We start from the raw sequence: 25,169 nt of genomic DNA, 5'->3' as shown, positions 1-25,169 counted from the left end.
AACCCACCCGCCACCACCCCCCCCCCCCGGGGAGTGAAGGGACCGTCCGTCCAGCTCTACCGGCCGACCGGTCCGTTCACACCACCAAGTCCGGTCGTGCACGAACGTCCGGTTCGAGTGAACGGACCTTTCGTTCAACTAGATCGGACAGACGGGACGTTCACTCCCGTTGGTGCTGAAATTGAGGTGGGGGTGGGTGGACCGTTGTGCCCGGCTGGGGCGGACGAACGGTCGCTCGGGCCGCCGGGCGCGGCCTTTAGCGAACGGTCGGTCGCTATCGTCCCGGTTGGATCGGACGAACGGTCCGTTCACTCCGACCGGGTTTCGAGGTCGAGGAGGGTCCGCTTCGCCGCCTCTCCGCCCACGTAGCCGCCCGCGCCGCCGTCGGAGCGCACCACCCGGTGACACGGCACCACGATCGGCAGCGGGTTCGTCGCGCAGGCCGTGCCGACCGCCCGCACCGCCCGCGGGCTGCCCGCGGCGGCGGCGAGCTGCGCGTAGCTGGCGGTGCGCCCGTACTCGACCTCGGCGAGCCGTGCGAGCACGGTGCGCCGGAAGCCGCGGGACAACCGCCGGTCCAGCGCGAGCTCGAACGAGGTGCGACGCCCGGCGAAGTACTCGTCGAGCTGCCGGGCCGCGTCGTCGAGCCTGCCGGGCGCGTGCAGCACCCGGGGGCTGATGCGCTCGGCCAACGCCCCCAGCACCTCCTCGGTTCCGCCGAACGCGACCCGGACGAGCCCGTCGGCGGTGGCCGCGAGCAGCAGCTCCCCGACGGGGCTGGGCACGGTCCGGTAGGCGACGTCGAGCAGCCCGTCCGCGGCGGCCGCGGTGACGACGCGGTCGTGCAGCCGGGCGAGGGTGCCCGCGTCGGCGGCGGGCAGCGCGTCGAACAACCCGTCGGATGTCATGGTGCTCCTCCTCCCGATGCCGGGTAGCTGCTGCGCAGCGCCCGGATTCCGTCGGCGGCGGCGCGGCGGGCCGCGTCGGTGCTGCCGCCGGTGATGGCCGCGACGTCCGCGTAGGGCAGGCCCGCGAGGTGGTGGTAGGCGACGGCGGTGCGCTGCTTGTCGGGCAGTGCGGCCAGCGCGTCCCACAGGTCGCCGTCCCAGTCCTCGGGCCGGCCGCGCGGCGCGGGCCGTTCCGGGACCTGCTCCACGGGGCTCGGCCGGCGGGCCCGGGCGCGGGTGGCGTCGATGGCCTTCCGGTGCGCGATGGTCACCAGCCACGCCTGCACGTTCGCGCCCTCGTCCAGCTCGGCGTAGGCGCGCAGGGCGGCGAGGAACGTCTCGGACCAGGCGTCCTCGGCGTCGACCGGCCCGAGCACGGCCCGGCACACCCGCAGCACCACCGGCCCGTGCTCGGCCACGATCTGCTCGAACGGTCTCATCACGTCCAGTAGACGCCCGGCGGTGCCGGAACGTGAGGCGCGTGGTGTTCTTGCCCGCCCCTGGGCACCATCGGCTGATGGGGGAGGTCGTCGGGAACCTGGCGCTGATCTCGCTGTTCGTCCTGCTCGGCGGGTTCTTCGCGGCGGCGGAGATCGCGCTGGTGTCGTTGCGGCAGAGCCAGGTGCACCGGCTGGCGGACCGGGGCAGGAGAGGCGCGGGCGTGGCCCGGTTGAAGGCCGATCCGAACCGGATGCTGTCGGCGGTGCAGGTCGGGGTCACGTTCACCGGTTTCTTCGCGTCCAGCTACGGCGGGGCGACGCTGGCGGTGCGGCTGGAACCACCGCTGGTCGGGTGGGGCCTGCCGGTGGGGTTGGCGGCGACGGTGGCGCTGCTGCTGGTGACCGCGTTCGTGTCGTACCTGTCGCTGGTGTTCGGCGAGCTGGCGCCGAAGCGGCTCGCGCTGCAGCGCCCGGAGGCGGTGTCGCTGGCGTCCGCGGGTGTGCTGGACGCGGTGGCGACCGCGTGCCGCCCGATGATCTGGCTGCTGTCGGTGTCGACGAACGCGGTGGTGCGGCTGCTGGGGGTGAACCCGCGCGCCGACGAGCAGCAGGTGGGGGAGGAGGAGCTGCGGGACATGGTCCGCACCAGCGACGAGTTCACCACCGAGGAGCGCCGCCTCATCACCGACGCCTTCGAAGTCGGCGACCGGGTGCTGAGCGAGGTGATGGTGCCGCGCACCGAGGTCGACTTCTTGGACGCGGACACCGGCGCCGCCGAAGCCGTGGACGAGGTGCTGGGCAAGCCGCATTCGCGCTACCCGGTGCTGCGGGACGGTTCCGCGGACGACGTGATCGGTTTCGTGCACGTCCGCGACCTGTACGAGGCGAGTCGGGGCGGCGGGCATCGCACGGTCGGGTCGCTGGCCCGGCCGATCAGCACCTTGCCGGGCACGAAGCCCGCGCTGGCCGCGTTGACGTCGATGCGCGGCCGCGGCGGCGGGCACCTCGCCGTCGTCGCCGACGAGTACGGCGGCACCGCGGGCATCGTCAGCCTCGAAGACCTGGTGGAGGAGATCGTCGGCGAGATCTGGGACGAGTACGACCCGCGCGAACGCCCCGCCGCGCCGCCCGCCGAAGGCGTGCTGGAACTCGACGGCCTGCTGCACCGCAGCGAAGTCGCCGACCGCTCCGGGATCGCGCTGCCGGAAGGCCCGTACGACACCCTCGCCGGTTTCGTCCTCGCCCGCCTCGGCCGGATGCCGCGCGAGGGCGATTCGGTCTCCGCCCTGGGCCACGACTTCACGGTCCGCGCCGTGGAGGGCCGCCGCATCGCCCGCGTCCGCATCACCGCCACCGCCCCGGAACCCGGTGCCGAACCGGGCGACGTGCGGTGAGCGGACCGCATCGCACCCGCCCGGGCGATCGCCGGCACCACGGGCGGGAATCCCCCGGTGCGCCCGCGATTCGACCTGCGACGAGCAGCGGCGGAACGCGGCGATCACCTGCCGCCGTTCGCACGTCGGGACGACCGCCCGGCTCGATCGGTTCGAGCGCGGGCGTCCCGCACCTGCACCCGCGGACACGAAGAGTGATCGGTTCGATACGGTTCGCTTCGACCTCGCCCCGGGGGATGCGCGGCGAGGTGCACCGTCGTCGTCCGTGGGGGAGTTCTCGTCGTGGAAACAGCCGTCGCATTCCTGGGCATCACCGGCCTGGGAGTCATGATCTGGGCCGTCGTGCTGGGGGTTCGCCGCCGCCGGACGTGGGACCCGTTGGTGCGCAAGGATTTCTGGTGGCGGTTCGGCGGCGGCTACGCGGCGATGTTCCTGGCGCTGCTGCTGGATCCGGCGGGAGGGGACGCCGCCCTCGGATTCCTGCTGCTGACCGGGATCGGCCTGATCATCTGGTCCGGTGTGTTCGCGGCCCGGCATCCGCACGGCTGGGACCGGGCCGTCACCCGCGGGTTCGCGGCGCGGCTCGCGCCGGGGGTGGTCCTGTTCGTGGTGGGCCTCGCGCTGCTGCCGTCCACCGAGCCGGCGACCCAGGTGGTGGCGGACCCGGCGGCGCAGCCCGCGGCGACCGCGCCACCGTCGGCCACCCCGGACGCGCCACCGGCTCCGGCGCTCCCGCCCGCCCCGCTGGTCCCGGCCGGTGTTCCGGCGGGGGTGCAGCGCGCGGTCGTGGTGAGCGTCGAGGAGGGCGCTCGGCTGCGGGTCACCGCTGTCGACGAGGGGGCGCTGCCCGGTTCCGCCCCGCGCGACGTCCGGCTGCTGCACGTCCGCCCCATCGCGGACTGCTTCCGGGACGAGTCCACCGCGGAGCTGAACCGGCTCGCCCCCGTCGGATCGGTGGTCTGGCTGCTCGCGGACGTGCAGCCGCAGGACGCGCAGGGCCTGGACCTGCGCTACCTCTGGAACGACCGCGGTGAGTTCGTCAACGCCGACCTCGTGGGCGGTGGTGCCGCCGCCGCCGAGTTCATGCCGCCGAACGCGTTGCGCTGGGCGGAGATCTCCGCGGCGGGCGAGCGCGCGGAGTCGGCGGCCGTCGGAGCCTGGTCGGTGTGCGGCGCGGCCCGGGAGAGCTCCACGGCGGAACCCAGCCCCCAGCCGAACCCCCAGCCGAACCCGGAGCCGAAACCGCGACCGAACCCGCAGCCCGCGCCGAGCCCGACGTCCGCGTCGGACGACGAGGACGCCGACGACGGGAACGCGGACGACGGCGGTGCCGCCTACTACCCGAACTGCAAGGCCGCGAAGGCCGCGGGCGCGGCGCCGCTGCACGTCGGTGATCCGGGATACCGCCCGGGGCTGGACCGGGACGGCGACGGCGTCGCCTGCGAGGCCTGATCACCACCCGGCCCGGCGGCATCGCGCGGAACCCTCGTCCGACCACCCGTGCCGAGCGGTCAGGTGAGGTGGGTGCGCTGCCCGTCGTGATCGAGGATGGTCAGGATCTCCGCCGGTCCGCCACGCGCGCCGACCGCGTGCGGAGTCATGGTGCTGAACTGCGCGGCCTGCCCGGTCTCGACGAGGATGGTGCGCTCGCCGAGCACCAGCTCCACCGTCCCGGACAGCACCGTGAACCAGTCGTGGCCCGGGTGCACCGCCAGCCGCTCGGAATCGCGCGCCGGAGCCGGCCGGGTGAGCCGCATCTTCGCGACGGTCATGCCGTGCGGCCCGGAATCCTTGCTGAGCAGCCAGGACGTGATGCCGCGGGTCTCATCGCGCTCCGGGCGGATCACCACGTCCTCGTCGGTGGCCGATTCGACCAGCTGGTCCAGCGAGGTGCCGAGCGCGCGGGCCAGCGGTGCCAGCTGGTCGAGGCTGATCCGCCGGTGCCCGGTCTCGATGCGGCTGAGCGTGGAGGTGCTCAGGTAGCAGCGCGCGGCCAGCTCGTCGAGGGACAGGCCGCGCGAGGTCCGCAGGCTCCGGATCCGCTGCCGGACGAGGGCGTCCAACTCACCGTCTTGCGTCATGCGCAAAACAGTATGCCATCGGCGCAAACCACGGCTACCTTGGCGGCATGGCACACCACGAACACCCGAACACCGACGACACCGCCCGGTTCGACATGCTCGACCTCGACGCCGAGGTCATGCACGACCACCTGGCGGAGCTGACCGGGGAGCTCGCCGGACTCGTCGACCCGCCGGTGCACCGGATCCTCGACCTGGGCTGCGGCACCGGGGCGGGCACCTTCGTCCTGCTGGAGCGGTTCGCGCGGTCCACCGTGCTCGCCGTGGACGCCGACGAGCCCGTGCTCGCGCACCTCACGACCAAGGCCGCCGCCCGCGGCGAAGCCGGCCGGGTGCGCACCGAGCGCGCCGACCTCGACGCCGGGTTCCCGTCGCTGGACGCGCCCGTCGACCTGGTGTGGGCGTCCGCGTCGCTGCACCACCTGGCCGATCCGGCGCGCGTCCTCGGCGAGGTGTTCGCGGCGCTGCGGCCCGGCGGCGTGCTCGCGGTCGCCGAACTCGACTCGTTCCCCCGGTTCCTGCCCGACGACCTCGGATTCGGGCGGCCCGGCCTGGAGGAGCGCTGCCGCGACCTGCTCGCCCGCAAGCGCGCCGCGCACCTGCCGCACATCAGCGCCGACTGGGCGGAACAGGTGGCCGCGGCCGGTTTCGCCGTGGCCGCGCACCGCACCGTCGACGTCGACCTGCCAGGCCCGCTGCCCGCCGCCGCGCGGCGCTACGCCGAGGTGACGCTGCGCCGGACGCGCCCGTTCCTCGACGAGTCCCTCGACGACGCCGACATCGCGGCCCTCGGCGAACTCCTCGACGGCGACGGTCCCGGCGCCCTCCGCAACCGCACCGACCTCACCGTCCGCGCCACCCGAACCTTCCTCGCCGCCCGGAGGCCCTGAGCTCCGCCCGCCGGTGCGCGGCGGACGGCGCGGAGGTCGATCCCGGCTCCGCGCGGTCGGCCGGGAGGAGCGGATCCGTTTCCCGGTGCGCCGTCCGGACGTCGGCTGATCACCGCGCGTGCGGGCCGAGAGCGCGTTCGAGTTCGCTCACCCGGGGCCTTCGCCGTCACCCGGAGTCGAGCACTGCGCGGATTCCGCCTCGCGGCGGTGTTCCGGAGTGGGCGGGCGGTTGCGCCGCGCGGGTGAGGTTCGGCCGCGCGGCGGTGTCGGCGGGCGGCGAAGCCGATCATGATGCGGGTGCCGGCCTCGGCGCCCGCGCCGGGGCGGGCCCATCGGACGAACGGGAGCGTTCGATCGCGATCCGGCCGCCGACCGGGCGATCGGAACGAGCCGAGCCGTGCTTATACTATTCGTGACAGTGCAAGTGTCACGATCGGTTGTGAGGTGCTCGATGCCTGATCGTTCCGGTGTCGAACCCGCCCGTCTCAGCTGGATGCGCGCCGGAGCCGGTGCGACCGCCGTGGCACCCGGCTCCCGGACGCTCAACACCCGCAGCCCCAGCGTGGCGCGGTGCTTCGACGCGCTGCTCGGCGGCAAGGACCACTACGCGGTGGACCGGGCCGTCGTCGACGCCGCCCTGGAGATCGCGCCCGGCCTCGTCGTCGCCACCCAGGACCACCGGGAATGGCTGATGCGGGTGGTGCGCTACCTGGCGGGCACCGTCGGCATCGACCAGTTCCTCGACATCGGCTCCGGGCTGCCGACCGGCGAGAACACCCACCAGGTCGCGCAGCGCGCCAACCCCGACGCCGTCGTGGTCTACGCCGACCACGACCCGATGGTCTTCTCCCACGGGCAGGCGCTGCTCGTCGACAACGACCACACGCACTTCGCGTTCGCCGACCTCACCGAGCCGGAAGAGCTGCTGGCGCTGCCCGCCGTGGCCCGCAACATCGACCTGTCCCGCCCGGTGGCGATGCTGCAGGGCGCCACGCTGCAGCACGTCGCGGACGACCGGTCGCCGCACCGCGTGATGGCGCGCTACCTGGACGCGTTCGCGCCCGGCTCCTACGTCGCCGTCAGCCACCTGCACAGCCCGGAGGAACCCGCGCACGCCGCGTCCGCCGCGCAGCTGGAGAAGCTGATGCTCTCCGAGCTCGGCACCGGCTGGTTCCGCGGGCGCGCCGAGATCGCGGCGCTGTTCGACGGCACCGAGATCACCGAACCCGGCCTGGTGCGCCCCCTCGACTGGTGGCCGGACGGGCCGCGGCTGCGCGCCCGCGTCCCCGCGCAGAACCTGCTGCTGTGCGGGGTCGGGCGCAAACCCTGACGTCCCCACCGCGCACCCCGGTCGCACTCGGTGGTCTGGCAGGATTCCGACGTTGCACCGGGCTTTGAGGTGGAGGCTGACCCGTGTTCGTTCTCGGCATCGACAGTTCGACCCAATCCACCAAAGCAGTGGTCGCCGACGCGGAGACGGGCCGGGTCGTGGCCGAGGGCAAAGCCCAGCACCCCACCGGCACCGAAGTGGACCCGTGGGCGTGGTGGACCGCGGCGCAGGACGCCATCGAGCAGGCCGCCGCGCACGCCCCCGGTGCGATCGCCGCGGTGTCCGTCGCGGGGCAGCAGCACGGCATGGTCGCCGTCGATTCCGCGGGTGACCCGGTGCGGGATGCGTTGCTGTGGAACGACACCCGCTCCGCGCCGCAGGCCCGCGCCCTCGTCGAGCAGCACGGCGCGGGGGTGCTCGCCGACCGCACCGGTTCGGTGCCGGTCGCGAGCTTCACCCTCACCAAGCTGGCCTGGCTGGCCGAGCACGAACCGCACCGCGCCGACCTGGTGGACCGGGTGCTGCTGCCGCACGACTGGCTGACCTGGCTGCTCGCCGGACGACCGGAGCGAGCCTGCACCGACCGCGGTGATGCCTCCGGCACCGGCTACTTCGCCCCCGCCACCGGCGAATGGCTGCCGGACCTGCTCTCCGCCGCGATGGGCGGCCGGACTCCGCGGCTGCCCGACGTGCTCGGGCCTGCCGGATCAGCGGGCCGTGCCACCGGATTCGCGCCACTGGAGGGCGCGCTGCTCGGTGCGGGCACCGGCGACAACATGGCGGGCGCGCTCGGCATCGGCGCCGGACCCGGTGACGTGGTGGTGTCGCTGGGCACCTCCGGAACCGCGTTCGCCGTCGCCGAGCACCCCAGCGCGGACGAGACCGGGCTGGTCGCCGGGTTCTGCGACGCCACCGGCCGCTTCCTGCCGCTGGTGTGCACGCTCAACGCCGCCCGGGTGCTCAGCGGGACCGCGGCGGTGCTCGGCACCGACCTCGCCGGGCTGGACCGGCTGGCGCTGGCGGCGGCGCCGGGCGCGGGCGGGCTCACCCTGCTGCCTTACCTGGAAGGGGAACGCACCCCGGACCTGCCGGACGCCACCGGCACGCTCGCCGGCCTCCGCGGCGGCAACATGACCCCGCAGAACCTGGCCCGCGCCGCCGTCGAAGGCATGTTGTGCGGCCTCGCGGACGGGGTCGACGCGCTGCGCGCCGTCGGGGTGGAGGTGCGGCGCGTGCTGCTGATCGGCGGCGCCAGCGAATCGGCCGCGGTGCGCGCGATCGCACCGTCCCTGTTCGGCGTGCCGGTGGACGTCCCGGAAGCCGCCGAGTACGTGGCGCTCGGCGCCGCGAAGCAGGCCGCCTGGGCGCTGTCCGGCGCTGCCGAACCCCCTGAGTGGGAGCTGCGCTCCAGCCGCTGCGAAGCCGCGAACTCCTACCAGGGCGACGCCGTCCGCCACGCCTACCACACCACCCGCGAGCGCATGCACGGCTTCTGATCCCCCTGCCCCGCAACGAAAAGCGCCCGGACGGACCAGCACTCGCTGCAGCGATCGGGTGATCCGCCCCGCGCTGACCGGTGGCGGAACGCGGTGCGGCGCGGCGGGATTCCGGCGGGGAGCTCGGAGGGCGACGACCGGCGGCCCGCTGCCGCGGGTGTCGCCGGGCTGGTGGTGCGCGGGGCGGAATCCGTTGCGGTGGCGGGGTTTTCGGCGGGGAGCCGGTGTCGGGGGGTGCGGTCCCGCTGGTCGCCTCGCCCCGGAAGTCCGGTGGGCGCGGGAGGGAGCCGGTGCGGTGGCCGCTGATCGGAACGGACTTTCCGGGCGGTTTCCCGGAATTCGGTCCCGGCACCGGTGCCCGCTGGTAATTTCCGGCCGGTCCGCTCGACCTGGGGAAGCGGACCGGAACGGAAGTGGGGCGAAGATCGTGGCCTTGGCTGTGTCGGTGTTGTTCGTACTGGTCGTGCTGGTGCTCGCGGGGGTCGCGAGCCGGCGTGGGCGCGGCCGCGGTGGTGGCTACACGGGGTCGTCGGACCCCTCCTACAGCTCGGACTGGAACGGGCACCACGGGCACCACCACGACTCGGGGCCCGGTGGTGGCGACGGTGGCTTCGGCGGGGACGGCGGCGGTGGCGGCGACAGCGGCGGTGGCGGCGGCGACTGATCCGCTGCCGTCCTAACCGGACAGCAGCAGGAGCAGTCCGACGCCGGTCAGGAACACCATCGCGAGCACCACCGGCAGCTGACCGACCCGAGCGCCGCGCGCGTCGAACGACCGCAGCGCCTGGTCGTGCGCGGCGGCGGTGCTCGCGATGTGGCCGAGCACGATCGCGTTGATCTGCACCATGGCGACCACCCCGGGCGAGAGCACCGAGTAGTCCGGCACGTTCCCGGCCGAGCCGAACAGGTCCAGTCCGGTCCCGAACGGATCACCGGCGAGGATGAACGGCTGCTGCCCCTCGATCACGAAGAACGAGAAGTAGTGCGCCACCCCGTAGCCCACCGCGATCGGCAGCAGCGTCGCGGCGAACCGGGCGGCCGGCGACTCGGCGCTGCCGGACAGCCGCGCGCTCCACCGCATCGAACCGAAGTACAGCGACGACACCCCTGCGATGCACACCAGCAGCCCGGCGCTGCCCACCAGCACGTCCGGCAGTCCGGCCGCGTTGCGCAGCGCCTGCCACCAGCTGGTGCGGGTGAACCCGTCGAACGCGGTGGAGCCGATCAGCACGCACGCCAGCCCGGCCAGCCCGGGCACCGGATCGGCGCGCACCAGCCCGGCCAGCGGATTGCGCAGCACCGGCGTCCCGTCGGAGCGCCTGCCCAGCGGGGAGAACCGGGCCAGCAGCGTCGAGTACACCTCGAAGCCGTCGCCGCGCTCGAACCACACCGGGCCGTAGCGCGCGGCCGCGGCCAGGTTCACCACCGCGTAGCCGACGATCAGCGCGGTCACCAGCCGCGGATCGGCCCGGTTCGGCGCGACCAGTTCCAGCCACACGAAGCCCAGCAGCCACCCGGCCGCCACCCGGTAGCCGAGCCACGCGGGCAGCGGCCGCGGCGCGCGACCGAGCCGCAGCAGCCGCAGCAGGGTGCGCAGCGGGTTCACCGCCCGCCACACCGGCCCGAACAGCACGCTCACCGGGATGAGCCCCACCCAGAACGTCACGAACAGCACCCACGGCGCCAGGTTCCGGTTCGTCTCCGCGGGACCGACGGCGCCGACGGCGACCACGAACACCGCCAGCAGCAGCACGATGATCCGCGCGGCGCCGACCAGCCGGTCGGGGCGCACCGGGAGCCGCACGGGCCGACCGGCCTCGGGGTCCAGCCACGGCTTCGACCACAGCGCGACCAGCGCGAAGAACGACACCGCGACGGCGAGCGCGCCGCCGACGACGGCCGCCGCCCCGTTCAGCGGCAGGTCGGTGCGGCCACCGAGGCCGTGCGCGAGGAACTCGGTGCTCACCGGACTTCCAGGCTGGGCAGCGACAGCCCGGAGTGGTGCAGCTCCACTTCGAACACGCCGGGCATGTCGGCGGTGAACTCGACGACCCCGGTCCGCCCGGGGGCGAGTTCGACGGCCTCGTCGAAGCCGTGCACGTGCGCCTCGTCCGGCTGGTCGCTGCGCACCTGGTAGCGGACCTGGGCACCCAGCGGCACCGGGATGCGGTCGGTGCCGGTGCGCACCTGGCCGCCGGCGACCTGGACGTCGACCACGACGGGCGCCACCTGCTGCCCGGCGGGCGGGGGAGCCGGTTGCGGGGCGGGCGCGCCGCAGCCGGAGAGCAGCAGGGCCGCCGCCGTCAACGCGCATCCGATGAGTCGCCGGGTCGTTGTCATGGCGCTGGTCCTTCCGAGGTCACTCCGAACGTTGACAACGAGCAATGTCACATTTGGGGATGACATTGTCCAGCTTCTGGTGTTCCATGACCGGCATGAACTCGACCCCGGCAGCGCAGCCCTGGACGACGCTCCTGGCGCAAGAGGTGCGGCCCGCGGGAGGTGCCGCGCTCGACCAGATCTTCATCGCCTCCGGCGGCGCCACCGCGCTCACCCTGCTGCTGCTCCTGCTCGGCTGGGGGCACCGCACCGGGCGGACGCAGCTCCTGGCGCGGCTCGCCGAGCGCTCCCAGCGGGTGCTGCCCGGCGGGCTGCCCGGCTGGGTCGCGCTGCCGCAGATCATCGCGATGATCTCGCTGCTCACCGCGCTGCTCGGGATGTACTGGGACATCTCCCTGCACATCACCCACGGCCGGGACGAGGGCCCGCTGGCCAACGTCGCGCACTACCCGATCCTCATCGGGCTGTTCGGGCTGTTCGCCGCGGGGATGCTCGCCGTCGTGCTGCCGAAGGGCGAACCCGTCGGCCGCGCCGCCATCCGCATCACCCGCGACTGGCACGCCCCGATCAGCGGGGTGCTGCTGGCGGGCGCCGGGTTCTACGCGCTGTTCGGCTTCCCCCTCGACGACGTGTGGCACCGCATCTTCGGCCAGGACGTCACGCTGTGGGGGCCGACGCACCTGATGCTCATCGGCGGTGCCGGGCTGTCCCTGGTCGCGGTGGTGCTGCTGGAGCGCGAAGGCAGGCTCGCCCGCAGCGACCTCGGCGAACCGCGCGCGCTGTCCCGGTTCGTGCACCGCGGCATGGCCGTCGGCGGGCTCCTCGTCGGCCTCTCGGTGTTCCAGGCCGAGTTCGACTACGGCGTGCAGCAGTTCCGGATGGTGCACCAGCCGTTCATGATCGCGGTCGCGACCGGCTGCGCGCTCGTCGTCGCCCGGCTGTGGGCCGGGCGCGGGGCGGCGCTGTTCGCCGTCGGGTTCTACGTGCTGGTGCGCGGCGGGGTCGCCGTGTTCGTCGGGCCGATCATCGGCGAGGAGTTCGCCGTCATCCCGCTGCACCTGGTCGAAGCGCTCTGCGTCGAGCTCGCCGCGGTGTTCCTCGCCCGGCGCGCGCTGGCGCTCGGCGCGGTGTCCGGGCTGCTCATCGGCACCGTCGGCTACGCCGCCGAATACGCCTGGACCCAGGTCGCGTTCCCGCTGCCGTGGACCCCGGACATGGCCGCCGAAGGCGCCGCGATGGCCGTCGCGGGCGGCGTCTCCGGTGGCGTGCTCGGCGCGCTGCTGGCGCTGGCGCTGCGCGGCGCGCTGCCCCGGCCGAAGCTCTCGGTGCCGCTGTTCGGCGGCTCCCTCGTGGTGATCGCGCTCGCGGTGACCAACGCGCTGATCGGCACCTCGCCCACCGTGCACGCCGACGTGGCGCTCACCGACGTGCGCGGCGGGCCGCAGGACCGCACCGCGCAGGCCGTGATCCGGATGAGCCCGCCCGGCACCGGGCAGGACGCCGCCTGGCTCACCACCACCGGCTGGCAGGGCGGCGGCCTGCACGTCGACCGGCTGGTGCCGATCGGGCCGGACACCTACCGCACGACCCGGCCGATGCCGCTGCACGGCACCTGGAAGACCATGATCCGGTTCCACCAGGGCCGGGCGCAGGTCGCGATCCCCGTCTACATGCCCTCGGACTCGGCCATCGGCCTGCCCGCGGTGCCCGCCGACGCGCACTTCAGCCGCGACTCGCAGCCCGAGTGGCAGGTGCTGCAGCGCGAGACCAAGCAGGACGTCCCGTCCTGGCTGTGGGTGGTGGCCTCGCTGGTCGTGCTGGCCTGCTCGCTGGCCCTCGTGCTGGCGCTCGGCTGGGGCGCGCAGCGCATCGCGCGCGTCGGCGCCGACCGGCCCGAGGTGATCGAGCCCGAACCGGCGGCGGAGGGGGCGGCGCGGTGATCCTCGCGGGCACCCAGATCCTGGCCAGCCATCCGATCATCACGGCCGTGCCGTTCTTCGTGCCCACCTTCGCGGTGCTCGCCGTCGTCGGCGTCATCGTCTACCGGGACCGCCGCAGGCCCCAGGACGAGGAGGCGGCGGCGGACGGCGGCGCGGGCGCGGACGGCGCGGGCGCCCCGGACGCAGGCACCGGCCGCGCGGACGACGCCGGCGGCGACTCGTCCGGAGCCGATTGCGGCGCCGACTCGTTCGGAGCCGATGGCGACACCGTGACCCGGGCCGGTGACGACACCGCGACCGGAGCCGGTGACGACACCGCGACCGGGGCCGGTGACGACAGCCCCGGCCGGAGCCGGTGACGACGCCGCGCGCGGAACCTCCGCGTGGGGCACCACCGGCCACCCCGGCACCACCGCTCCCGGCGGCCCCGCCACCACCCGCGACCCCGCCGACGGCTGAGCCGGCCCGGTCACCGCGGGTTCGCCGCAGCGCCCGCACCGGGTCCGCCGCGGAGCTCGGTCGAGGGAAATCCCCGAAGTCGACCGTGTGGCTCTTGTCACACTCGGCGCGGCGCGGGCACTCTCGGAGACGTCGATGCGACGACCCGTACGAGAGGTGCTCGCCCATGGCTTCGACGACCGAACTGACCGATGTGCAGCGGGTGCTGGGGCAGCTGCGCAGCAGCGTAGGCATGCTCCGTTCGCGGTACGGCGACGCTGCGGCCGTGCGCCGCCTGAGCAACGATGTGGAACGACTCGAGATCGACCTGGCCGAGCTGTCCGCCCTGCCCGCCCCGCGCCGCGAAATGGCCTGCGGCGAAACGGTGATGGTGCCGGACACGCCCTACGACCCGTCGCTGTGGCGCGATGCCGACGACGAAGGGGTCGGTGGCCGCCAACCGCACTGAGCAGGCCGGCGCGGGCGGGCGACGGCGCCGAGCCCGCACCGGACTCCCGGGCACAACACGAGATCGAGGACCACCAGGCCCACCGGACACCGACGACGAGGTCAGCCATGTCCGCACTCCCCGGTATCGATCCGTTCGGCGCCGAACCCGCGCACCCGCCGGGCACCCCGGACCCGCGCACCCGGCGCACCGACCGGTGGTGGCTGGCGCCGCTGCTGACGGCCACCGGGCTGGGGTTGTTCCTGGTCTACGGCCTGATCCGCACCTTCATGAACAGCGCGTACTGGGTGCCGGAATACCACTACCTGGCGCCGTTCTACTCGCCGTGCCTGAGCGCGGCCTGCGTGCCCGGGGCGAGCCACTGGGGGCAGCCGTTCCCCGCGCTCGGGCCGCTGCTGCCGCCGCCGGTGTTCGTGCTGCCGTTCGTGTTCGGGTTCCGGTTGACCTGCTACTACTACCGCAAGGCCTACTACCGCTCGTTCTGGCTGGCACCGCCCGCGTGCGCGGTCGCCGAACCGCACCGCACCTACACCGGGGAGACCCGGCTGCCGCTGGTGCTGCAGAACTTCCACCGGTACTTCTTCTACGCGGCGCTGCTCGTCGCGGGCGTGCTCACCTACGACACGGCCATCGCGTTCCGCGGTGCCGACGGCGGGTTCGGGGTGGGGCTCGGCACGGTGCTGATGGTGGTGAACGTGCTGCTGCTGTGGGCGTACACGCTGTCCTGCCACTCGTGCAGGCACCTCGTCGGCGGCCGCATCAACCACTTCTCCAAGCACCCGGTGCGCTACTGGCTGTGGACGAAGGTGACCGCGCTCAACGCCCGGCACATGCAGCTGGCGTGGGCGTCGCTGATCTCGGTGGCGCTGGTCGACCTGTACGTGCTGCTGCTCGCCTCGGGAGCGTTCCCCGACCCCCGACTGTTCAACTGAAGGGCCCGCGATGCGGATCGAGCAGCACGACTACGACGTGATCGTGATCGGCGCGGGCGGTGCGGGGCTCCGCGCGGCCATCGAGACCCGGCAGCGCGGGCTGCGCACGGCGGTGGTGTGCAAATCGCTGTTCGGGAAGGCGCACACCGTGATGGCCGAAGGCGGCATCGCCGCGTCCATGGGCAACGCCAACCCGCACGACGACTGGCAGGTGCACTTCCGGGACACCATGCGCGGCGGGAAGTTTCTCAACAACTGGCGGATGGCGGAGCTGCACGCGCGGGAAGCGCCGGAACGCGTGTGGGAGCTGGAGACCTACGGCGCCCTGTTCGACCGCACCGCCGACGGCAGGATCAGCCAGCGCAACTTCGGCGGCCACCAGTACCCGCGGCTCGCCCACGTCGGCGACCGCACCGGGCTGGAGCTCATCCGCACCCTGCAGCAGAAGATCGTGTCCCTGCAGCAGGCCGACTTCGCCGAGCACGGCGACCACGAGGCGCGGCTGAAGGTGTTCCCCGAGTGCACCATCACCGAGCTCCTGAAGGACGCCCCGGACGGGAGCATCGCCGGGGCGTTCGGCTACTGGCGGGAGAGCGGCCGGTACCTGCTGTTCCGCGCGCCGGCCGTGGTGCTCGCGACCGGCGGCATCGGCAAGTCCTTCAAGGTCACCTCGAACTCGTGGGAGTACACCGGCGACGGGCACGCGCTGGCGCTGCGCGCCGGAGCCCAGCTGATCAACATGGAGTTCGTGCAGTTCCACCCGACCGGCATGGTGTGGCCGCCGAGCGTGAAGGGCATCCTCGTCACCGAATCCGTGCGCGGCGACGGGGGAGTGCTGCGCGACGCGGCGGGCCGCCGGTTCATGTTCGACCACATCCCCGAGGTGTTCAAGGACGCCTACGCCGACACCGAGGACGAGGCCGACCGCTGGTACGACGACCCCGAACACCACCGCAGGCCACCGGAACTGCTGCCGCGCGACGAGGTGGCGCGGGCCATCAACACCGAGATCGGGGCGGGCCGCGGCACCGAGCACGGCGGCGTGTTCCTGGACATCGCGAGCCGGCTCGGCCCGGACGAGATCCGGCGCAGGCTGCCGTCGATGCACCACCAGTTCCGCGAGCTCGCCGACGTCGACATCACCGCCGAGATGATGGAGGTCGGGCCCACCTGCCACTACGTGATGGGCGGGGTCGAGGTCGACCCGGACACCGCGGCCTCCGGGGTGCCGGGCCTGTTCGCGGCCGGGGAGGTCGCCGGTGGCATGCACGGTTCGAACCGGCTCGGCGGCAACTCGCTGTCCGACCTGCTGGTGTTCGGCAGGCGCGCCGGGATCGGCGCCGCCGAGCACCTCGCCACCGCGGGCGGGTCCGAACCGCGCGAGTCCGATGTGGACGATGCTGCGCGGCGGGCGGAACAGCCCTTCGACCCCGCCGCGGGCGAACCGGAGAACCCGTACGCGCTGCACGCCGAACTGCAGCAGGTGATGAACGACCTCGTCGGCATCATCCGCACCGGCGAGCAGATGCGGGACGCGCTGCGGCGGCTGCACGCGCTCGACGAGCGGGCCCGGCACCTGACCGTCGAGGGCAACCGGCAGTTCAACCCCGGCTGGCACCTCGCCCTCGACCTGCGGAACATGCTGCTGGTCAGCGAATGCGTGGCCCGCGCCGCCGTGCAGCGCACCGAGAGCCGCGGCGGGCACACCCGCGACGACCACCCCGGCATGGTCGCCGACTGGCGCCGCACCCTGCTGGCCTGCTCCCTCGACCGGGACGGCGTGCGCGTAGACGAGCAGCGCCAGGTGCCGGTGCGACCCGACCTGCTGGACCTGTTCACCGCCGACGAACTGCGCAAGTACTTCACCGACGAGGAACTCGCGGGCTGAGGAGGCCGAATGAGCTACCTGGCGCACCTGCGCGTGTGGCACGGCGACGCCGACGGCGGCGCGCTGCGCGACCACGTCGTCGAAGCCGAGGAAGGGGAGGTGGTGCTCGACCTGGTGCACCGGCTCCAGGCCACCGAATGCCCCGACCTGGCGGTGCGCTGGAACTGCAAGGCGGGCAAGTGCGGTTCCTGCTCCGCCGAGATCAACGGCAAGCCCAAGCTGATGTGCATGACGCGGATGTCCACGTTCGCCACCGACGAGATCGTCACCATCACCCCGCTGCGCACCTTCCCGGTGATCAAGGACCTGGTGTGCGACGTGTCGTTCAACTACGTCAAGGCCCGCGAGGTCCCCGCGTTCGAACCGCCCCCCGGCCTCGAACCCGGCGAGTACCGGATGCAGCAGGTGGACGTGGAACGCCCGCAGGAGTTCCGCAAGTGCATCGAGTGCTTCCTCTGCCAGGACGTCTGCCACGTGATCCGCGACCACGAGGACAACAAGGAGGCGTTCTCCGGGCCGCGGTTCCTGATGCGGCAGGCCGAGCTCGACATGCACCCGCTGGACGCCCGCGGCACCGACCGCGCCGAGGAGGCGCGCACCGAGCACGGGCTCGGCATGTGCAACATCACCCGCTGCTGCACCGACGTGTGCCCCGAGCACATCCAGATCACCGACAACGCGCTCATCCCGTTGAAGGAACGTGCCGCGGACCGCTACTACGACCCGCTGCTGCGGCTGTTCCGCAAACGCCGATGACACCCGCTCGCGCATTTCGGGCGGCGATGTGATCGGATGCAATGCGCACGGCGGAAGATCGGATGTCCGATCTGTTTCGCGGTGAACGACCACGTTTCACATGGCGGGAATCGTGCACTTACGGTGCTTCGCCTGAATGCATACGGTGATCGCGCATTCGAAACGGTCTTTTCGGGCGGCGATCGCGGTGCGCGGAGCGCTGGCTCCCGGGACCGGGCTGAAATCGACCGGTGCGGCGTCCGTTTCGGCAGGCGGCAGGAGTGCGCCGTGGCCCGCCTGGTCGCTGAGCTGCGGCAGCAGCGCCGCCCTCCACGTTTTTCCCGCGCTTTCCCAGCTTGAACAGTAGGCCGCCGAGCCTGCCGTGGGAATGATGGCAAACTCCCGGTGCGTGTCCCTCGGCACTTTCGCCTGAATCGCTCCCAATATGCAGGAAAACGCCAGTTGGGGACTGTCAAGATGGGGATCTTGAGCGGCATCTCCGCACGTCGAGAAGGGGTGGCGGGTTCTAGCCACGTCTTTGTTCGAGCCCGATGCGCTGGTTACGTTCCTGGCATCCGAGTCAATTAGAGCAATCGACTCCAGTGCCTCGGGCGGTGCGTCCGCCGGGAAACTTGTCGGTTCGTGACGGAGGGAATCCCGTGAAGAAAATGCTGTTCGGTGCCGGCGCCGGTCTGTCGGCCGCGGCGCTCGTGGTCGCAGCGGTCCCCGCACTCGCCGCCGCCCCGCAGGAAGACCTGGCCCCGCTGACCATGCACACGGCCAACGCCGCCGGTGCCGGCGACTCCTTCGTCGTCAACCTCGCCGACGGTGCCGACGCCGCCGCGGTCGCCCAGGAGCTCGGCGTGCAGACCGAGCACGTCTACAACAACACCCTCAACGGGTTCTCGGCGACGCTGAGCCCGCAGCAGCTGCACGACGTCCGCGCCAACCCGGCCGTCGACGGCGTCTCGCAGTCCTTCCGCATCCAGGTGGAGAACCCGCACGCCGCGGCCACCGGCTCCTGGGGCCTCGACCGCATCGACCAGCCGGAACTGCCGCTGGACGACAGCTACACCCCGGCCCAGACCGGCCAGGGCGTCACCGCGTACGTCATCGACACCGGCCTCGCCGTCAACCACCCCGACTTCGAGGGCCGCGCCTCCATCGGCTTCGACGCCACCGGTGGCGACGGTGCCGACGTCCAGGGCCACGGCACCCACACCGCGGGCACCATCGGCTCCAAGACCTACGGCGTCGCGCCCGGCGCCGAGCTGGTCGGCGTGAAGGTCCTCGGCGACGACGGCAGCGGCACCACCGACGACATCATCGCCGGCCTCGACTGGGTCGCCGAGAACGCGGACGGCCCGTCCGTCGCGAACATGTCGCTCGGCGGTAGCAAGGACCCGGCCCTCGACGAGGCCGCCACCGGGCTGGTCAACAAGGGCGTGTTCCTCGCCGTCGCGGCCGGCAACGAGTCGCAGGACGCCGAGAACGTGTCCCCGGCCAGCGCCGAGGGCGTGTTCACCACCGCGGCCTCCGACAAGACCGACACCTCCGCCGAGTTCACCAACTTCGGCGAGACCGTTGAGGGCTACGCGCCCGGCGTCGACATCACCTCCACCGTGCCCGGTGGCGGGACCGAGTCGATGGACGGGACCTCGATGGCCAGCCCGCACGTGGCCGGTGCCGGTGCGCTGTTCCTCGAAGCCAACCAGGGTGCCGCCCCGGCCGACGTGATCAAGGGCCTGCAGAGCGGGGCCTCGACCGGCGTCATCCAGGGTGCGCCGCAGGGCACCATCGCCGACCTCCTGCAGGTCGACGCGGGCTGACGCCCAGCACGATTCCGGTGTGGCCGGGCATCGACCCGAGAGGCGATGTCCGGCCACATTCTTGACCTCCTTCTTGATCGGTCAATGTCGACCGCCGACCCGCCGCGCCCCCGAGCGCGGCAGGCGGTCGTCACCCGCGGCGCCGGAGCAGCGCCGCCTCGCGTGACACCGCCTGATGCAGACAGTGGTTCGCGGTCCTGGCTTGACCAGAGGAAGTGCGGCTGAGATGTACGAGCTCTTCATGGCCTTCGACGGCTTCGTCCCCGCCCTGACGGTCCTGTTCCCCCTCGCCGTGCTGGTCGCCGCCGCGTCCGGCACGGTGCGCAGCAACCGGCTCCGATCCGTGTCCCCGGTGCACGACCCGCTGATCGACGCGCTGCTCGTGTTCGCCGTGCTGTTCACCGGGTACCTCGTCTTCTACCCCCAGCCCGAGATCGCCGACCGCGTGGAGGTCGAGCTCGGCAACGACCTCTACACCGCGCTGCGGGCCGCGCCCGGGGACGTCCGCCCGTGGGTGCAGCTCGGCGGGAACCTGATGCTGCTGATCCCGATGGCCACGCTCGTGCCGCTGCGGGTCCGCTGGTTCGACGGCTTCGGCAAGATCGTCATCGGCGGAATGTTGACCGCGCTCACCATCGAGACCGTCCAGTTCTTCTGCATTCCCGGCCGCGTCGCCTCCACCGACGACGTCGTGCTCAACACCCTCGGTGCCGCAGCCGGCGGCCTCGTCGTCTGCGCCGGTTGGCGACGCGCCGAAGTCCAGCTGCCCGGGCCGAACCACCGCAGCGCCGAGCCGGACGATGCGCAGACCACCGTGTGGCGGATCATCGAGAAGATCGAGCACGAGCGCCGGCCCGGAGCCGGGCTCGGCGCGGAGACCCCCGGTGGTGGCGCCGCGCGCGATCGGCTCGCGGCGCCCCGGACGCGGAACGCCGCGATGCCCGACGATCGGCCCGCTCGTGGCGTCGTGGTGCGCGCCGGTCGGCCCGACCGCATGGCGGCCGCCGGTCGAGGCGGAGGCGGGGTCGTGGGAACCGCTGCTCGGTCCGAACGCGGGGTCGTGGGAACCGCTGCTCGGCCTGCGCGGGCCGGCGAGGCCGCGCGCGTGCCCGCGGCTCCGGTCGCGCGCGGCGCGGGAGCACCGGACGGCCGGTCCGCCCGCGGCTCCGGAGCGCCCGCGCCCCGCGCCGGGTCCGCCCCGCAAGCCCGCTTCCCGCAGAACCCGGCACCCGCCCCCGGCGCCCCGGCCCCCCGCCCCCGGCCCGACCCCGGCGCGGCACGCCCCGACGGCCGCCCGGCGCACGACCACACCCGCGCGGTCCCGGCCCCCGCGGGCCGAGCAACGGCCCGCCTCCGCTGACCAGACCTGAGTGAACGGACCGTTCGTCCGGTCCGGTCGGACGAACGGTCCGTTCACTCGGGGTTCGATGGCCTGGGAGGTGCGTGCGCGCGGGTGGAGCGAACGGACCGTTCGTCCCGTCCGGTTGGTCGGACGGTCCGTTCACTCACAGGTCGGCGCGTCGTCCCGGGGTTGGAGCGAGCGGACCGTTCGTCCCACTCGGTTGGTCGAGCGGTCCGCTCACCCGAGGGGCAGGCACGTCTGGAGCGGCGCGGGCCAGTGCGGGCTTTCGTGCGGAGTGAACGGACTCTTCGTCCCGTCCGGTTGGTCGGACGGTCCGTTCACTCGGGTTGGTCGGTGCGGGGTGCGGGTGGAGTGAACGGACTCTTCGTCCCATTCGGTTGGTCGAGCGGTCCGTTCACCCGAGGGGTGACGGGACGGCTCGGGGGTGAACGGACCGCCGGTCCCATCCGGTCGGACGAACGGTCCGTTCACCCGAGGACGGTCGAGCGAGGGCGCGGTCGAGCCCGGTGGCCGGGCGGCCCGCACCTGCTCCGCCCGGTCACCGGGAACCACCCGGCGGCCGAATCGCCGGGTGGAATCCGGGTCAGTCCTTCGCGGCCCGATCGGTGGACGTCCCCTGCAGGGCCTGGTTGCGGGCGCTGAACGAGCGGCCGAGCGCGGCGACCTCTTCCTCCATCTGGGGCATGATCTTGCGCAGCGACGGAGCCATCAGCTTGGCGACGAGCTTCGAGGACGGCAGGTTGCGCAGCCAGTGCATCAGCATGATCGTGCGCGGCACGTAGACCCGCCGGGAGCGGCGCTCCACGCCGTTGGCGAACGCGGTGCCGCACTTCTCGACCGTGGTGGTGGAGTGCATCGGCCACGGCAGCCGCTTGCGCATCTCGCTGTAGCTGCGCAGGTCGGTCTTCATGTCGCGCACCAGGTCGGTGTCGATCCACGACGGGTGCGCGGTGCCGACCGCGACGCCGAGGTGCTGGACCTCGGAGTGCAGTGCGCTGGCCAGCGCGTCGGCGCCCGCCTTGCTCGCGGTGTAGGCGGCCATGCCGCCGATCGGTGCGAACGCCGACAGCGAGGACACGACCAGGACGTAGCCGCGCTGCTCGATGAGGTGCGGCAGCGCGAGCCGCGCCGTGTGGAAGACGCCGTTGAGGTTCACGTCGACGGTCTTGGTGAACCCGTGCGGGTCGCCGTTGAGCACGGTGCCGAGCGGGGCGATGCCGGCGTTGGCGATCACCGCGTCGATGCGGCCGTGGGCGGCGACGGTGCCGTCGACGGCGGCCTGCAGCGAGTCGGGGTCGGTGACGTCGGCCTCGAACCAGGTGTGGCCGTCGCCGAGCTCGGCGGCGACGGCTTCGAGCTCGTCGGGTTCGAGCCCGATCAGGGACACCTTGGCGCCGCGGCGAGCGAGTTCCCGCGCGGTCTGCGCGCCGATGCCGCGAGCGGCACCGGTGATGAGGACGACTTTGCCGGACGTCGTTGACGGCATGCGCGCTCCCGATTTCCTGTGCGGACCTTCACCTACTCCGAAGTAGCCTACCGTCGGTAGCTTACTTTCGGTAGATCCAGCGCCGCGCCCGGAAACGGCCACGAACGACGCGGGTGAACGGCCCGTTGGTCCAGCGGGATCGGACGAACGGTCCGCTCACTTCACCGGAAGTGCGCCGCCAGGGGAGTGCGCACCGCTCCCGCTGAACCGCTGCCGAGCCCGAGCGAACGGCCCGTTCGTCCAGCTGCATCGGACGAACGGTCCGCTCACTCGCGGGGTGCCGCGGTCAGAGGGCTTCGAGCTCGGCGCGCTCCGCGTCGTGCTCGTCGAGGGTGCGCTCGGCCAGGGCGCGCATCTGCTCGGCGGAGCCTTCCTGCAATTCGGATTGGGCGAGCTGCTCGGAGCAGTCGTAGAGCTCGGCCACCACCTGCTTGAACGGGGCGGTGAACTCGGTGCCGCGCGCGGTGCGCAGCTGCTCCACCAGGTCGGGGTGGAGGAGCCCGGACTGCTCGTCCTCCTCGGCGACCAGGTCCTCGGGCGCGCTGCCGGACGGGGCGCCTTCGACCGCGGTGAGCCAGGCGGTGAGCTCGTCGGCCTCGGCCTGCCGTTCCGGGGCGATGCGCGCCGCGAAGGTGGCGACCCGCTGCTCACCGGAGTCCTGGGCGAGCGCGGTGGCTTCGAGCAGCAGCTGGTGGTGCGCGAGCAGCCTGCGGGCGAACTCCTGGTCGGTGCCGGTGTGCGCGGCGTCCTCGGGCTCGTCGGGGGCGTCCTCGTCGCTGGTCGCTTCGCTCATGTCCTCGTCGGCGGGCGGCGATCCGGGGGCGGGCGGTGGCGGCGCGGGCTGTTCCGCCGGGCCGCAGCCGGTGAGGACGAGTCCGCAGGTCAGCACGGCTCCGGCCAGCACCCGCGGCGGTGCGGGCGGTCCCGTCCGGTGGCGCCGCCGTGGCCGGGGGGACCGATCGAACAAGGCTCGCTGCACGTCCGCCCTCTCCCGAAGCTGGTGATCGTCTCCGGCCGGTCGGTGGCCGGGCTGCCGGGGCCCAGGCTAACGATCGAGGACCCCGCGGTCGCCAGGGTGCGCCGACGCGGCGGCCGCCGCGCGGTGTCACCTGCCTCTCACCGCAGGTGACCTTGCGCGAAGCGATGACTAGGGTGGCTACGGCCCGGCCGCAGGAGCACGCGGCGGCCGGACTACTATCCGCAGACGGCAGCGATCGTGCCGGGCGCAGGCCACCTGATTCCTGGGCGCGTCGCAGCCGACGCGCCGACCCGACCGGGTCGGGCGGTCCCGCCAGCGGGTCCGCGCAATCACGAGGAACAGTGCAGGAGGCACCGTGACGGCCGTCGCGCCACAGCCGATAGCCACGCGCCCCTATCCGGCGCGCCAAACGGTCAAGGGGTCGTTCCTGGCGCGGATGTTCCGCACCACCGACCACAAGCAGATCGGCATCCTCTACCTCGTCACCTCGATCGCGTTCTTCATCGTGGGCGGGTTGATGGCGATGCTGATCCGCGGGGAGCTGGCCGTTCCCGGGATGCAGTTCCTGTCCCAGGAGCAGTACAACCAGCTGTTCACGATGCACGGCACGATCATGCTGCTGCTGTACGCGACGCCGATCCTGTTCGGCTTCGCGAACTACATCCTGCCGCTGCAGATCGGTTCGCCGGACGTCGCGTTCCCGCGGCTGAACGCGTTCGGCTACTGGCTCTACCTGTTCGGTGGGCTGGTCGTCGTGAGCGGGTTCCTGCTGCCGGGCGGTGCCGCGGACTTCGGCTGGTTCGCCTACACGCCGCTGTCGGACGCCCTGCACTCGCCGGGCCACGGCGCGGACTTCTGGGTCGCCGGGCTCGCCGTGTCCGGTCTGGGCACCATCCTCGGTGCCGTCAACATGGTCACCACCGTGGTCTGCCTGCGCGCACCCGGCATGACGATGTGGCGGATGCCGATCTTCACCTGGAACATCCTGGTCACCAGCGTGCTGATCCTGATGGCCTTCCCGATCCTGACCGCGGCCCTGATGGGTCTGCTGGCGGACCGGCAGCTGGGTGCGCACGTGTTCGACCCCGCCAACGGCGGCGTCATCCTGTGGCAGCACCTGTTCTGGTTCTTCGGGCACCCCGAGGTCTACATCGTGGCGCTGCCGTTCTTCGGCATCGTCTCGGAGATCTTCCCGGTGTTCAGCCGCAAGCCGCTGTTCGGCTACACCGGCCTGGTGTACGCGACGCTGGGCATCGCGGCGCTGTCCGTCGTCGTGTGGGCGCACCACATGTACGCGACCGGCGCGGTGCTGCTGCCGTTCTTCTCGTTCACCACGTTCCTCATCGCCATCCCGACCGGCATGAAGTTCTTCAACTGGATCGGCACCATGTGGCGCGGCCAGCTGACCTTCGAAACGCCGATGATCTTCAGCGTCGGGTTCCTGGCGACGTTCCTGTTCGGCGGTCTGACCGGCGTGCTGCTGGCCGCCCCGCCGATCGACTTCCACGTGTCCGACACGTACTTCGTGGTGGCGCACTTCCACTACGTGCTCTACGGCACGATCGTGTTCGCGACCTTCGCCGGGATCTACTTCTGGTTCCCGAAGATGACCGGTCGCATGATGGACGAGCGCCTCGGCAAGCTGCACTTCTGGCTCACGTTCATCGGCTTCCACACCACGTTCCTGGTGCAGCACTGGCTGGGCAACGAGGGCATGGTCCGCCGGTACGCGGACTACCTGGAGTCGGACGGCTTCACCGCGCTGAACACGCTGTCCACCGTGGGTGCGTTCATCCTCGGCGCCTCGATGCTGCCGTTCCTGTGGAACGTGTTCAAGAGCTACCGGTACGGCGAGATCGTCGACGTCGACGACCCGTGGGGCTACGGCAACTCCCTGGAGTGGGCCACGTCCTGCCCGCCGCCGCGGCACAACTTCACCGAGCTGCCCCGGATCCGGTCCGAGCGCCCGGCGTTCGAGCTGCACTACCCGCACGTCGCCGAGCGGATGCGCCTCGAAGCCCACGTCGGCCTCACCGGCAAGCCGCTGGCGCACGCCGCGCCCTCGGAGAAGGCCGCCCAGGCCGTCACGCCGCCCGAGCAGGGCGGGGACCGCGACGCCAGGGAGAAGTGACCGCACCCACCGGCGGCACCGCGGGAGCGCAACGTGATGTGCGCGCTATCGCCGCGCCACA

The 25,169-nt window shown here is 72.7% G+C and carries 23 protein-coding genes; 15 read left to right on the top strand and 8 right to left on the bottom strand.

Annotation, left to right across the window (positions count from 1 at the left end):
• Positions 1-308 precede the first annotated feature (308 nt).
• Together AC29IT_RS27580 and AC29IT_RS27575 are read right to left on the bottom strand one after the other, a co-directional pair.
• Positions 309-908 carry a methylated-DNA--[protein]-cysteine S-methyltransferase gene (locus AC29IT_RS27580; protein WP_488220607.1) on the bottom strand — a complete coding sequence of 200 codons (600 nt, stop codon included), beginning with the start codon at positions 906-908 and terminating at the stop codon, positions 309-311.
• A complete protein-coding gene (locus AC29IT_RS27575) occupies positions 905-1,387 on the bottom strand; it encodes an RNA polymerase sigma factor (protein WP_488220606.1) in 483 nt (160 codons plus the stop codon). The genes AC29IT_RS27580 and AC29IT_RS27575 overlap by 4 nt, the downstream gene beginning before the upstream one ends.
• A gap of 77 nt (positions 1,388-1,464) precedes the next feature.
• On the opposite strand from AC29IT_RS27575, the gene AC29IT_RS27570 reads away from it, so the two are divergent.
• Together AC29IT_RS27570 and AC29IT_RS27565 are read left to right on the top strand one after the other, a co-directional pair.
• Positions 1,465-2,781: a hemolysin family protein gene (locus AC29IT_RS27570; RefSeq protein WP_488220605.1), complete on the top strand. Its 1,317-nt coding sequence runs from the start codon at positions 1,465-1,467 to the stop codon at positions 2,779-2,781.
• Between the two features lie 282 nt (positions 2,782-3,063).
• Complete coding sequence (locus tag AC29IT_RS27565) at positions 3,064-4,233, top strand: excalibur calcium-binding domain-containing protein (RefSeq protein ID WP_488220604.1); 1,170 nt, start codon at positions 3,064-3,066, stop codon at positions 4,231-4,233.
• Between the two features lie 59 nt (positions 4,234-4,292).
• Here AC29IT_RS27565 and AC29IT_RS27560 read toward each other — a convergent pair whose 3' ends face one another.
• Positions 4,293-4,862, bottom strand: a complete 570-nt coding sequence (locus AC29IT_RS27560) for a helix-turn-helix domain-containing protein (RefSeq protein WP_358443947.1) — start codon at positions 4,860-4,862, stop codon at positions 4,293-4,295.
• A gap of 47 nt (positions 4,863-4,909) precedes the next feature.
• Between AC29IT_RS27560 and AC29IT_RS27555 the strand changes: the two genes are divergently transcribed.
• The 4 genes from AC29IT_RS27555 to AC29IT_RS27540 all read left to right on the top strand — a co-directional run bounded on the left by AC29IT_RS27555 (position 4,910) and on the right by AC29IT_RS27540 (position 9,242).
• The gene (locus AC29IT_RS27555; protein WP_488220603.1) at positions 4,910-5,752 is read left to right on the top strand and encodes a class I SAM-dependent methyltransferase; all 843 of its coding nucleotides are present in this window, start codon (positions 4,910-4,912) and stop codon (positions 5,750-5,752) included.
• A gap of 451 nt (positions 5,753-6,203) precedes the next feature.
• Complete coding sequence (locus AC29IT_RS27550; RefSeq protein ID WP_358443942.1) at positions 6,204-7,082, top strand: SAM-dependent methyltransferase; 879 nt, start codon at positions 6,204-6,206, stop codon at positions 7,080-7,082.
• A gap of 83 nt (positions 7,083-7,165) precedes the next feature.
• A complete protein-coding gene (xylB, locus tag AC29IT_RS27545) occupies positions 7,166-8,578 on the top strand; it encodes a xylulokinase (RefSeq protein ID WP_358443940.1) in 1,413 nt (470 codons plus the stop codon).
• A 433-nt stretch (positions 8,579-9,011) separates the two neighbouring features.
• A complete protein-coding gene (locus tag AC29IT_RS27540; protein WP_488220602.1) occupies positions 9,012-9,242 on the top strand; it encodes a hypothetical protein in 231 nt (76 codons plus the stop codon).
• Positions 9,243-9,254: 12 nt separating this feature from the next.
• Here the strand turns inward: AC29IT_RS27540 and AC29IT_RS27535 are convergent, their stop codons facing one another.
• Together AC29IT_RS27535 and AC29IT_RS27530 are read right to left on the bottom strand one after the other, a co-directional pair.
• Positions 9,255-10,544, bottom strand: a complete 1,290-nt coding sequence (locus AC29IT_RS27535) for a hypothetical protein (protein WP_488220601.1) — start codon at positions 10,542-10,544, stop codon at positions 9,255-9,257.
• The gene (locus AC29IT_RS27530) at positions 10,541-10,918 is read right to left on the bottom strand and encodes a hypothetical protein (RefSeq protein WP_488220600.1); all 378 of its coding nucleotides are present in this window, start codon (positions 10,916-10,918) and stop codon (positions 10,541-10,543) included. The genes AC29IT_RS27535 and AC29IT_RS27530 overlap by 4 nt, the downstream gene beginning before the upstream one ends.
• Before the next feature lie 95 nt (positions 10,919-11,013).
• On the opposite strand from AC29IT_RS27530, the gene AC29IT_RS27525 reads away from it, so the two are divergent.
• The 6 genes from AC29IT_RS27525 (at position 11,014) to AC29IT_RS27500 (ending at position 17,341) form a co-directional block, all read left to right on the top strand.
• Positions 11,014-12,858 carry a hypothetical protein gene (locus AC29IT_RS27525; protein ID WP_488220599.1) on the top strand — a complete coding sequence of 615 codons (1,845 nt, stop codon included), beginning with the start codon at positions 11,014-11,016 and terminating at the stop codon, positions 12,856-12,858.
• Positions 12,855-13,217, top strand: a complete 363-nt coding sequence (locus tag AC29IT_RS27520; protein WP_488220598.1) for a hypothetical protein — start codon at positions 12,855-12,857, stop codon at positions 13,215-13,217. The genes AC29IT_RS27525 and AC29IT_RS27520 overlap by 4 nt, the downstream gene beginning before the upstream one ends.
• Positions 13,218-13,483: 266 nt before the next feature.
• Positions 13,484-13,765 (top strand): hypothetical protein, encoded by a 282-nt coding sequence (locus AC29IT_RS27515; RefSeq protein ID WP_358443926.1) that lies wholly within the window; start codon positions 13,484-13,486, stop codon positions 13,763-13,765.
• 107 nt (positions 13,766-13,872) lie between these two features.
• Positions 13,873-14,697, top strand: a complete 825-nt coding sequence (locus AC29IT_RS27510) for a hypothetical protein (protein ID WP_358443923.1) — start codon at positions 13,873-13,875, stop codon at positions 14,695-14,697.
• A 10-nt stretch (positions 14,698-14,707) separates the two neighbouring features.
• Positions 14,708-16,585, top strand: coding sequence for a fumarate reductase/succinate dehydrogenase flavoprotein subunit (locus tag AC29IT_RS27505; protein WP_488220597.1), 1,878 nt, complete (start codon positions 14,708-14,710; stop codon positions 16,583-16,585).
• 9 nt (positions 16,586-16,594) lie between these two features.
• Positions 16,595-17,341 carry a succinate dehydrogenase/fumarate reductase iron-sulfur subunit gene (locus AC29IT_RS27500; RefSeq protein ID WP_488220596.1) on the top strand — a complete coding sequence of 249 codons (747 nt, stop codon included), beginning with the start codon at positions 16,595-16,597 and terminating at the stop codon, positions 17,339-17,341.
• Between the two features lie 96 nt (positions 17,342-17,437).
• Here AC29IT_RS27500 and AC29IT_RS27495 read toward each other — a convergent pair whose 3' ends face one another.
• The gene (locus AC29IT_RS27495; RefSeq protein ID WP_488220595.1) at positions 17,438-17,743 is read right to left on the bottom strand and encodes a hypothetical protein; all 306 of its coding nucleotides are present in this window, start codon (positions 17,741-17,743) and stop codon (positions 17,438-17,440) included.
• 245 nt (positions 17,744-17,988) lie between these two features.
• On the opposite strand from AC29IT_RS27495, the gene AC29IT_RS27490 reads away from it, so the two are divergent.
• Positions 17,989-19,149: a S8 family peptidase gene (locus AC29IT_RS27490; protein ID WP_488220610.1), complete on the top strand. Its 1,161-nt coding sequence runs from the start codon at positions 17,989-17,991 to the stop codon at positions 19,147-19,149.
• 226 nt (positions 19,150-19,375) lie between these two features.
• Positions 19,376-20,509: a VanZ family protein gene (locus AC29IT_RS27485; protein ID WP_488220594.1), complete on the top strand. Its 1,134-nt coding sequence runs from the start codon at positions 19,376-19,378 to the stop codon at positions 20,507-20,509.
• A 586-nt stretch (positions 20,510-21,095) separates the two neighbouring features.
• On the opposite strand, the gene AC29IT_RS27480 is transcribed toward AC29IT_RS27485, so the two are convergent.
• Positions 21,096-21,998 carry an SDR family oxidoreductase gene (locus AC29IT_RS27480; RefSeq protein ID WP_488220593.1) on the bottom strand — a complete coding sequence of 301 codons (903 nt, stop codon included), beginning with the start codon at positions 21,996-21,998 and terminating at the stop codon, positions 21,096-21,098.
• 286 nt (positions 21,999-22,284) lie between these two features.
• Positions 22,285-22,902, bottom strand: a complete 618-nt coding sequence (locus AC29IT_RS27475; RefSeq protein WP_488220592.1) for a DUF305 domain-containing protein — start codon at positions 22,900-22,902, stop codon at positions 22,285-22,287.
• 430 nt (positions 22,903-23,332) lie between these two features.
• Here AC29IT_RS27475 and ctaD point away from each other — a divergent pair, with 430 nt between their 5' ends.
• Complete coding sequence (ctaD, locus tag AC29IT_RS27470) at positions 23,333-25,108, top strand: aa3-type cytochrome oxidase subunit I (RefSeq protein WP_358443902.1); 1,776 nt, start codon at positions 23,333-23,335, stop codon at positions 25,106-25,108.
• Positions 25,109-25,169 lie beyond the last annotated feature (61 nt).

The sequence above is a fragment of the Saccharopolyspora sp. MMCC62 genome, assembly GCF_057736575.1.
This window is presented reverse-complemented; position numbering and strand designations above follow the sequence as displayed.

What these genes read in the sequence shown, in the direction of transcription:
- AC29IT_RS27580 (WP_488220607.1), bottom strand. Translation starts at nt 908, where the DNA reads ATGACATCCGACGGGTTGTTCGACGCGCTGCCCGCCGCCGACGCGGGC.
- AC29IT_RS27575 (WP_488220606.1), bottom strand. Translation starts at nt 1,387, where the DNA reads ATGAGACCGTTCGAGCAGATCGTGGCCGAGCACGGGCCGGTGGTGCTG.
- AC29IT_RS27570 (WP_488220605.1), top strand. Translation starts at nt 1,465, where the DNA reads ATGGGGGAGGTCGTCGGGAACCTGGCGCTGATCTCGCTGTTCGTCCTG.
- AC29IT_RS27560 (WP_358443947.1), bottom strand. Translation starts at nt 4,862, where the DNA reads ATGACGCAAGACGGTGAGTTGGACGCCCTCGTCCGGCAGCGGATCCGG.
- AC29IT_RS27555 (WP_488220603.1), top strand. Translation starts at nt 4,910, where the DNA reads ATGGCACACCACGAACACCCGAACACCGACGACACCGCCCGGTTCGAC.
- AC29IT_RS27550 (WP_358443942.1), top strand. Translation starts at nt 6,204, where the DNA reads ATGCCTGATCGTTCCGGTGTCGAACCCGCCCGTCTCAGCTGGATGCGC.
- AC29IT_RS27530 (WP_488220600.1), bottom strand. Translation starts at nt 10,918, where the DNA reads ATGACAACGACCCGGCGACTCATCGGATGCGCGTTGACGGCGGCGGCC.
- AC29IT_RS27525 (WP_488220599.1), top strand. Translation starts at nt 11,014, where the DNA reads ATGAACTCGACCCCGGCAGCGCAGCCCTGGACGACGCTCCTGGCGCAA.
- AC29IT_RS27515 (WP_358443926.1), top strand. Translation starts at nt 13,484, where the DNA reads ATGGCTTCGACGACCGAACTGACCGATGTGCAGCGGGTGCTGGGGCAG.
- AC29IT_RS27510 (WP_358443923.1), top strand. Translation starts at nt 13,873, where the DNA reads ATGTCCGCACTCCCCGGTATCGATCCGTTCGGCGCCGAACCCGCGCAC.
- AC29IT_RS27505 (WP_488220597.1), top strand. Translation starts at nt 14,708, where the DNA reads ATGCGGATCGAGCAGCACGACTACGACGTGATCGTGATCGGCGCGGGC.
- AC29IT_RS27500 (WP_488220596.1), top strand. Translation starts at nt 16,595, where the DNA reads ATGAGCTACCTGGCGCACCTGCGCGTGTGGCACGGCGACGCCGACGGC.
- AC29IT_RS27490 (WP_488220610.1), top strand. Translation starts at nt 17,989, where the DNA reads ATGCTGTTCGGTGCCGGCGCCGGTCTGTCGGCCGCGGCGCTCGTGGTC.
- AC29IT_RS27485 (WP_488220594.1), top strand. Translation starts at nt 19,376, where the DNA reads ATGTACGAGCTCTTCATGGCCTTCGACGGCTTCGTCCCCGCCCTGACG.
- AC29IT_RS27480 (WP_488220593.1), bottom strand. Translation starts at nt 21,998, where the DNA reads ATGCCGTCAACGACGTCCGGCAAAGTCGTCCTCATCACCGGTGCCGCT.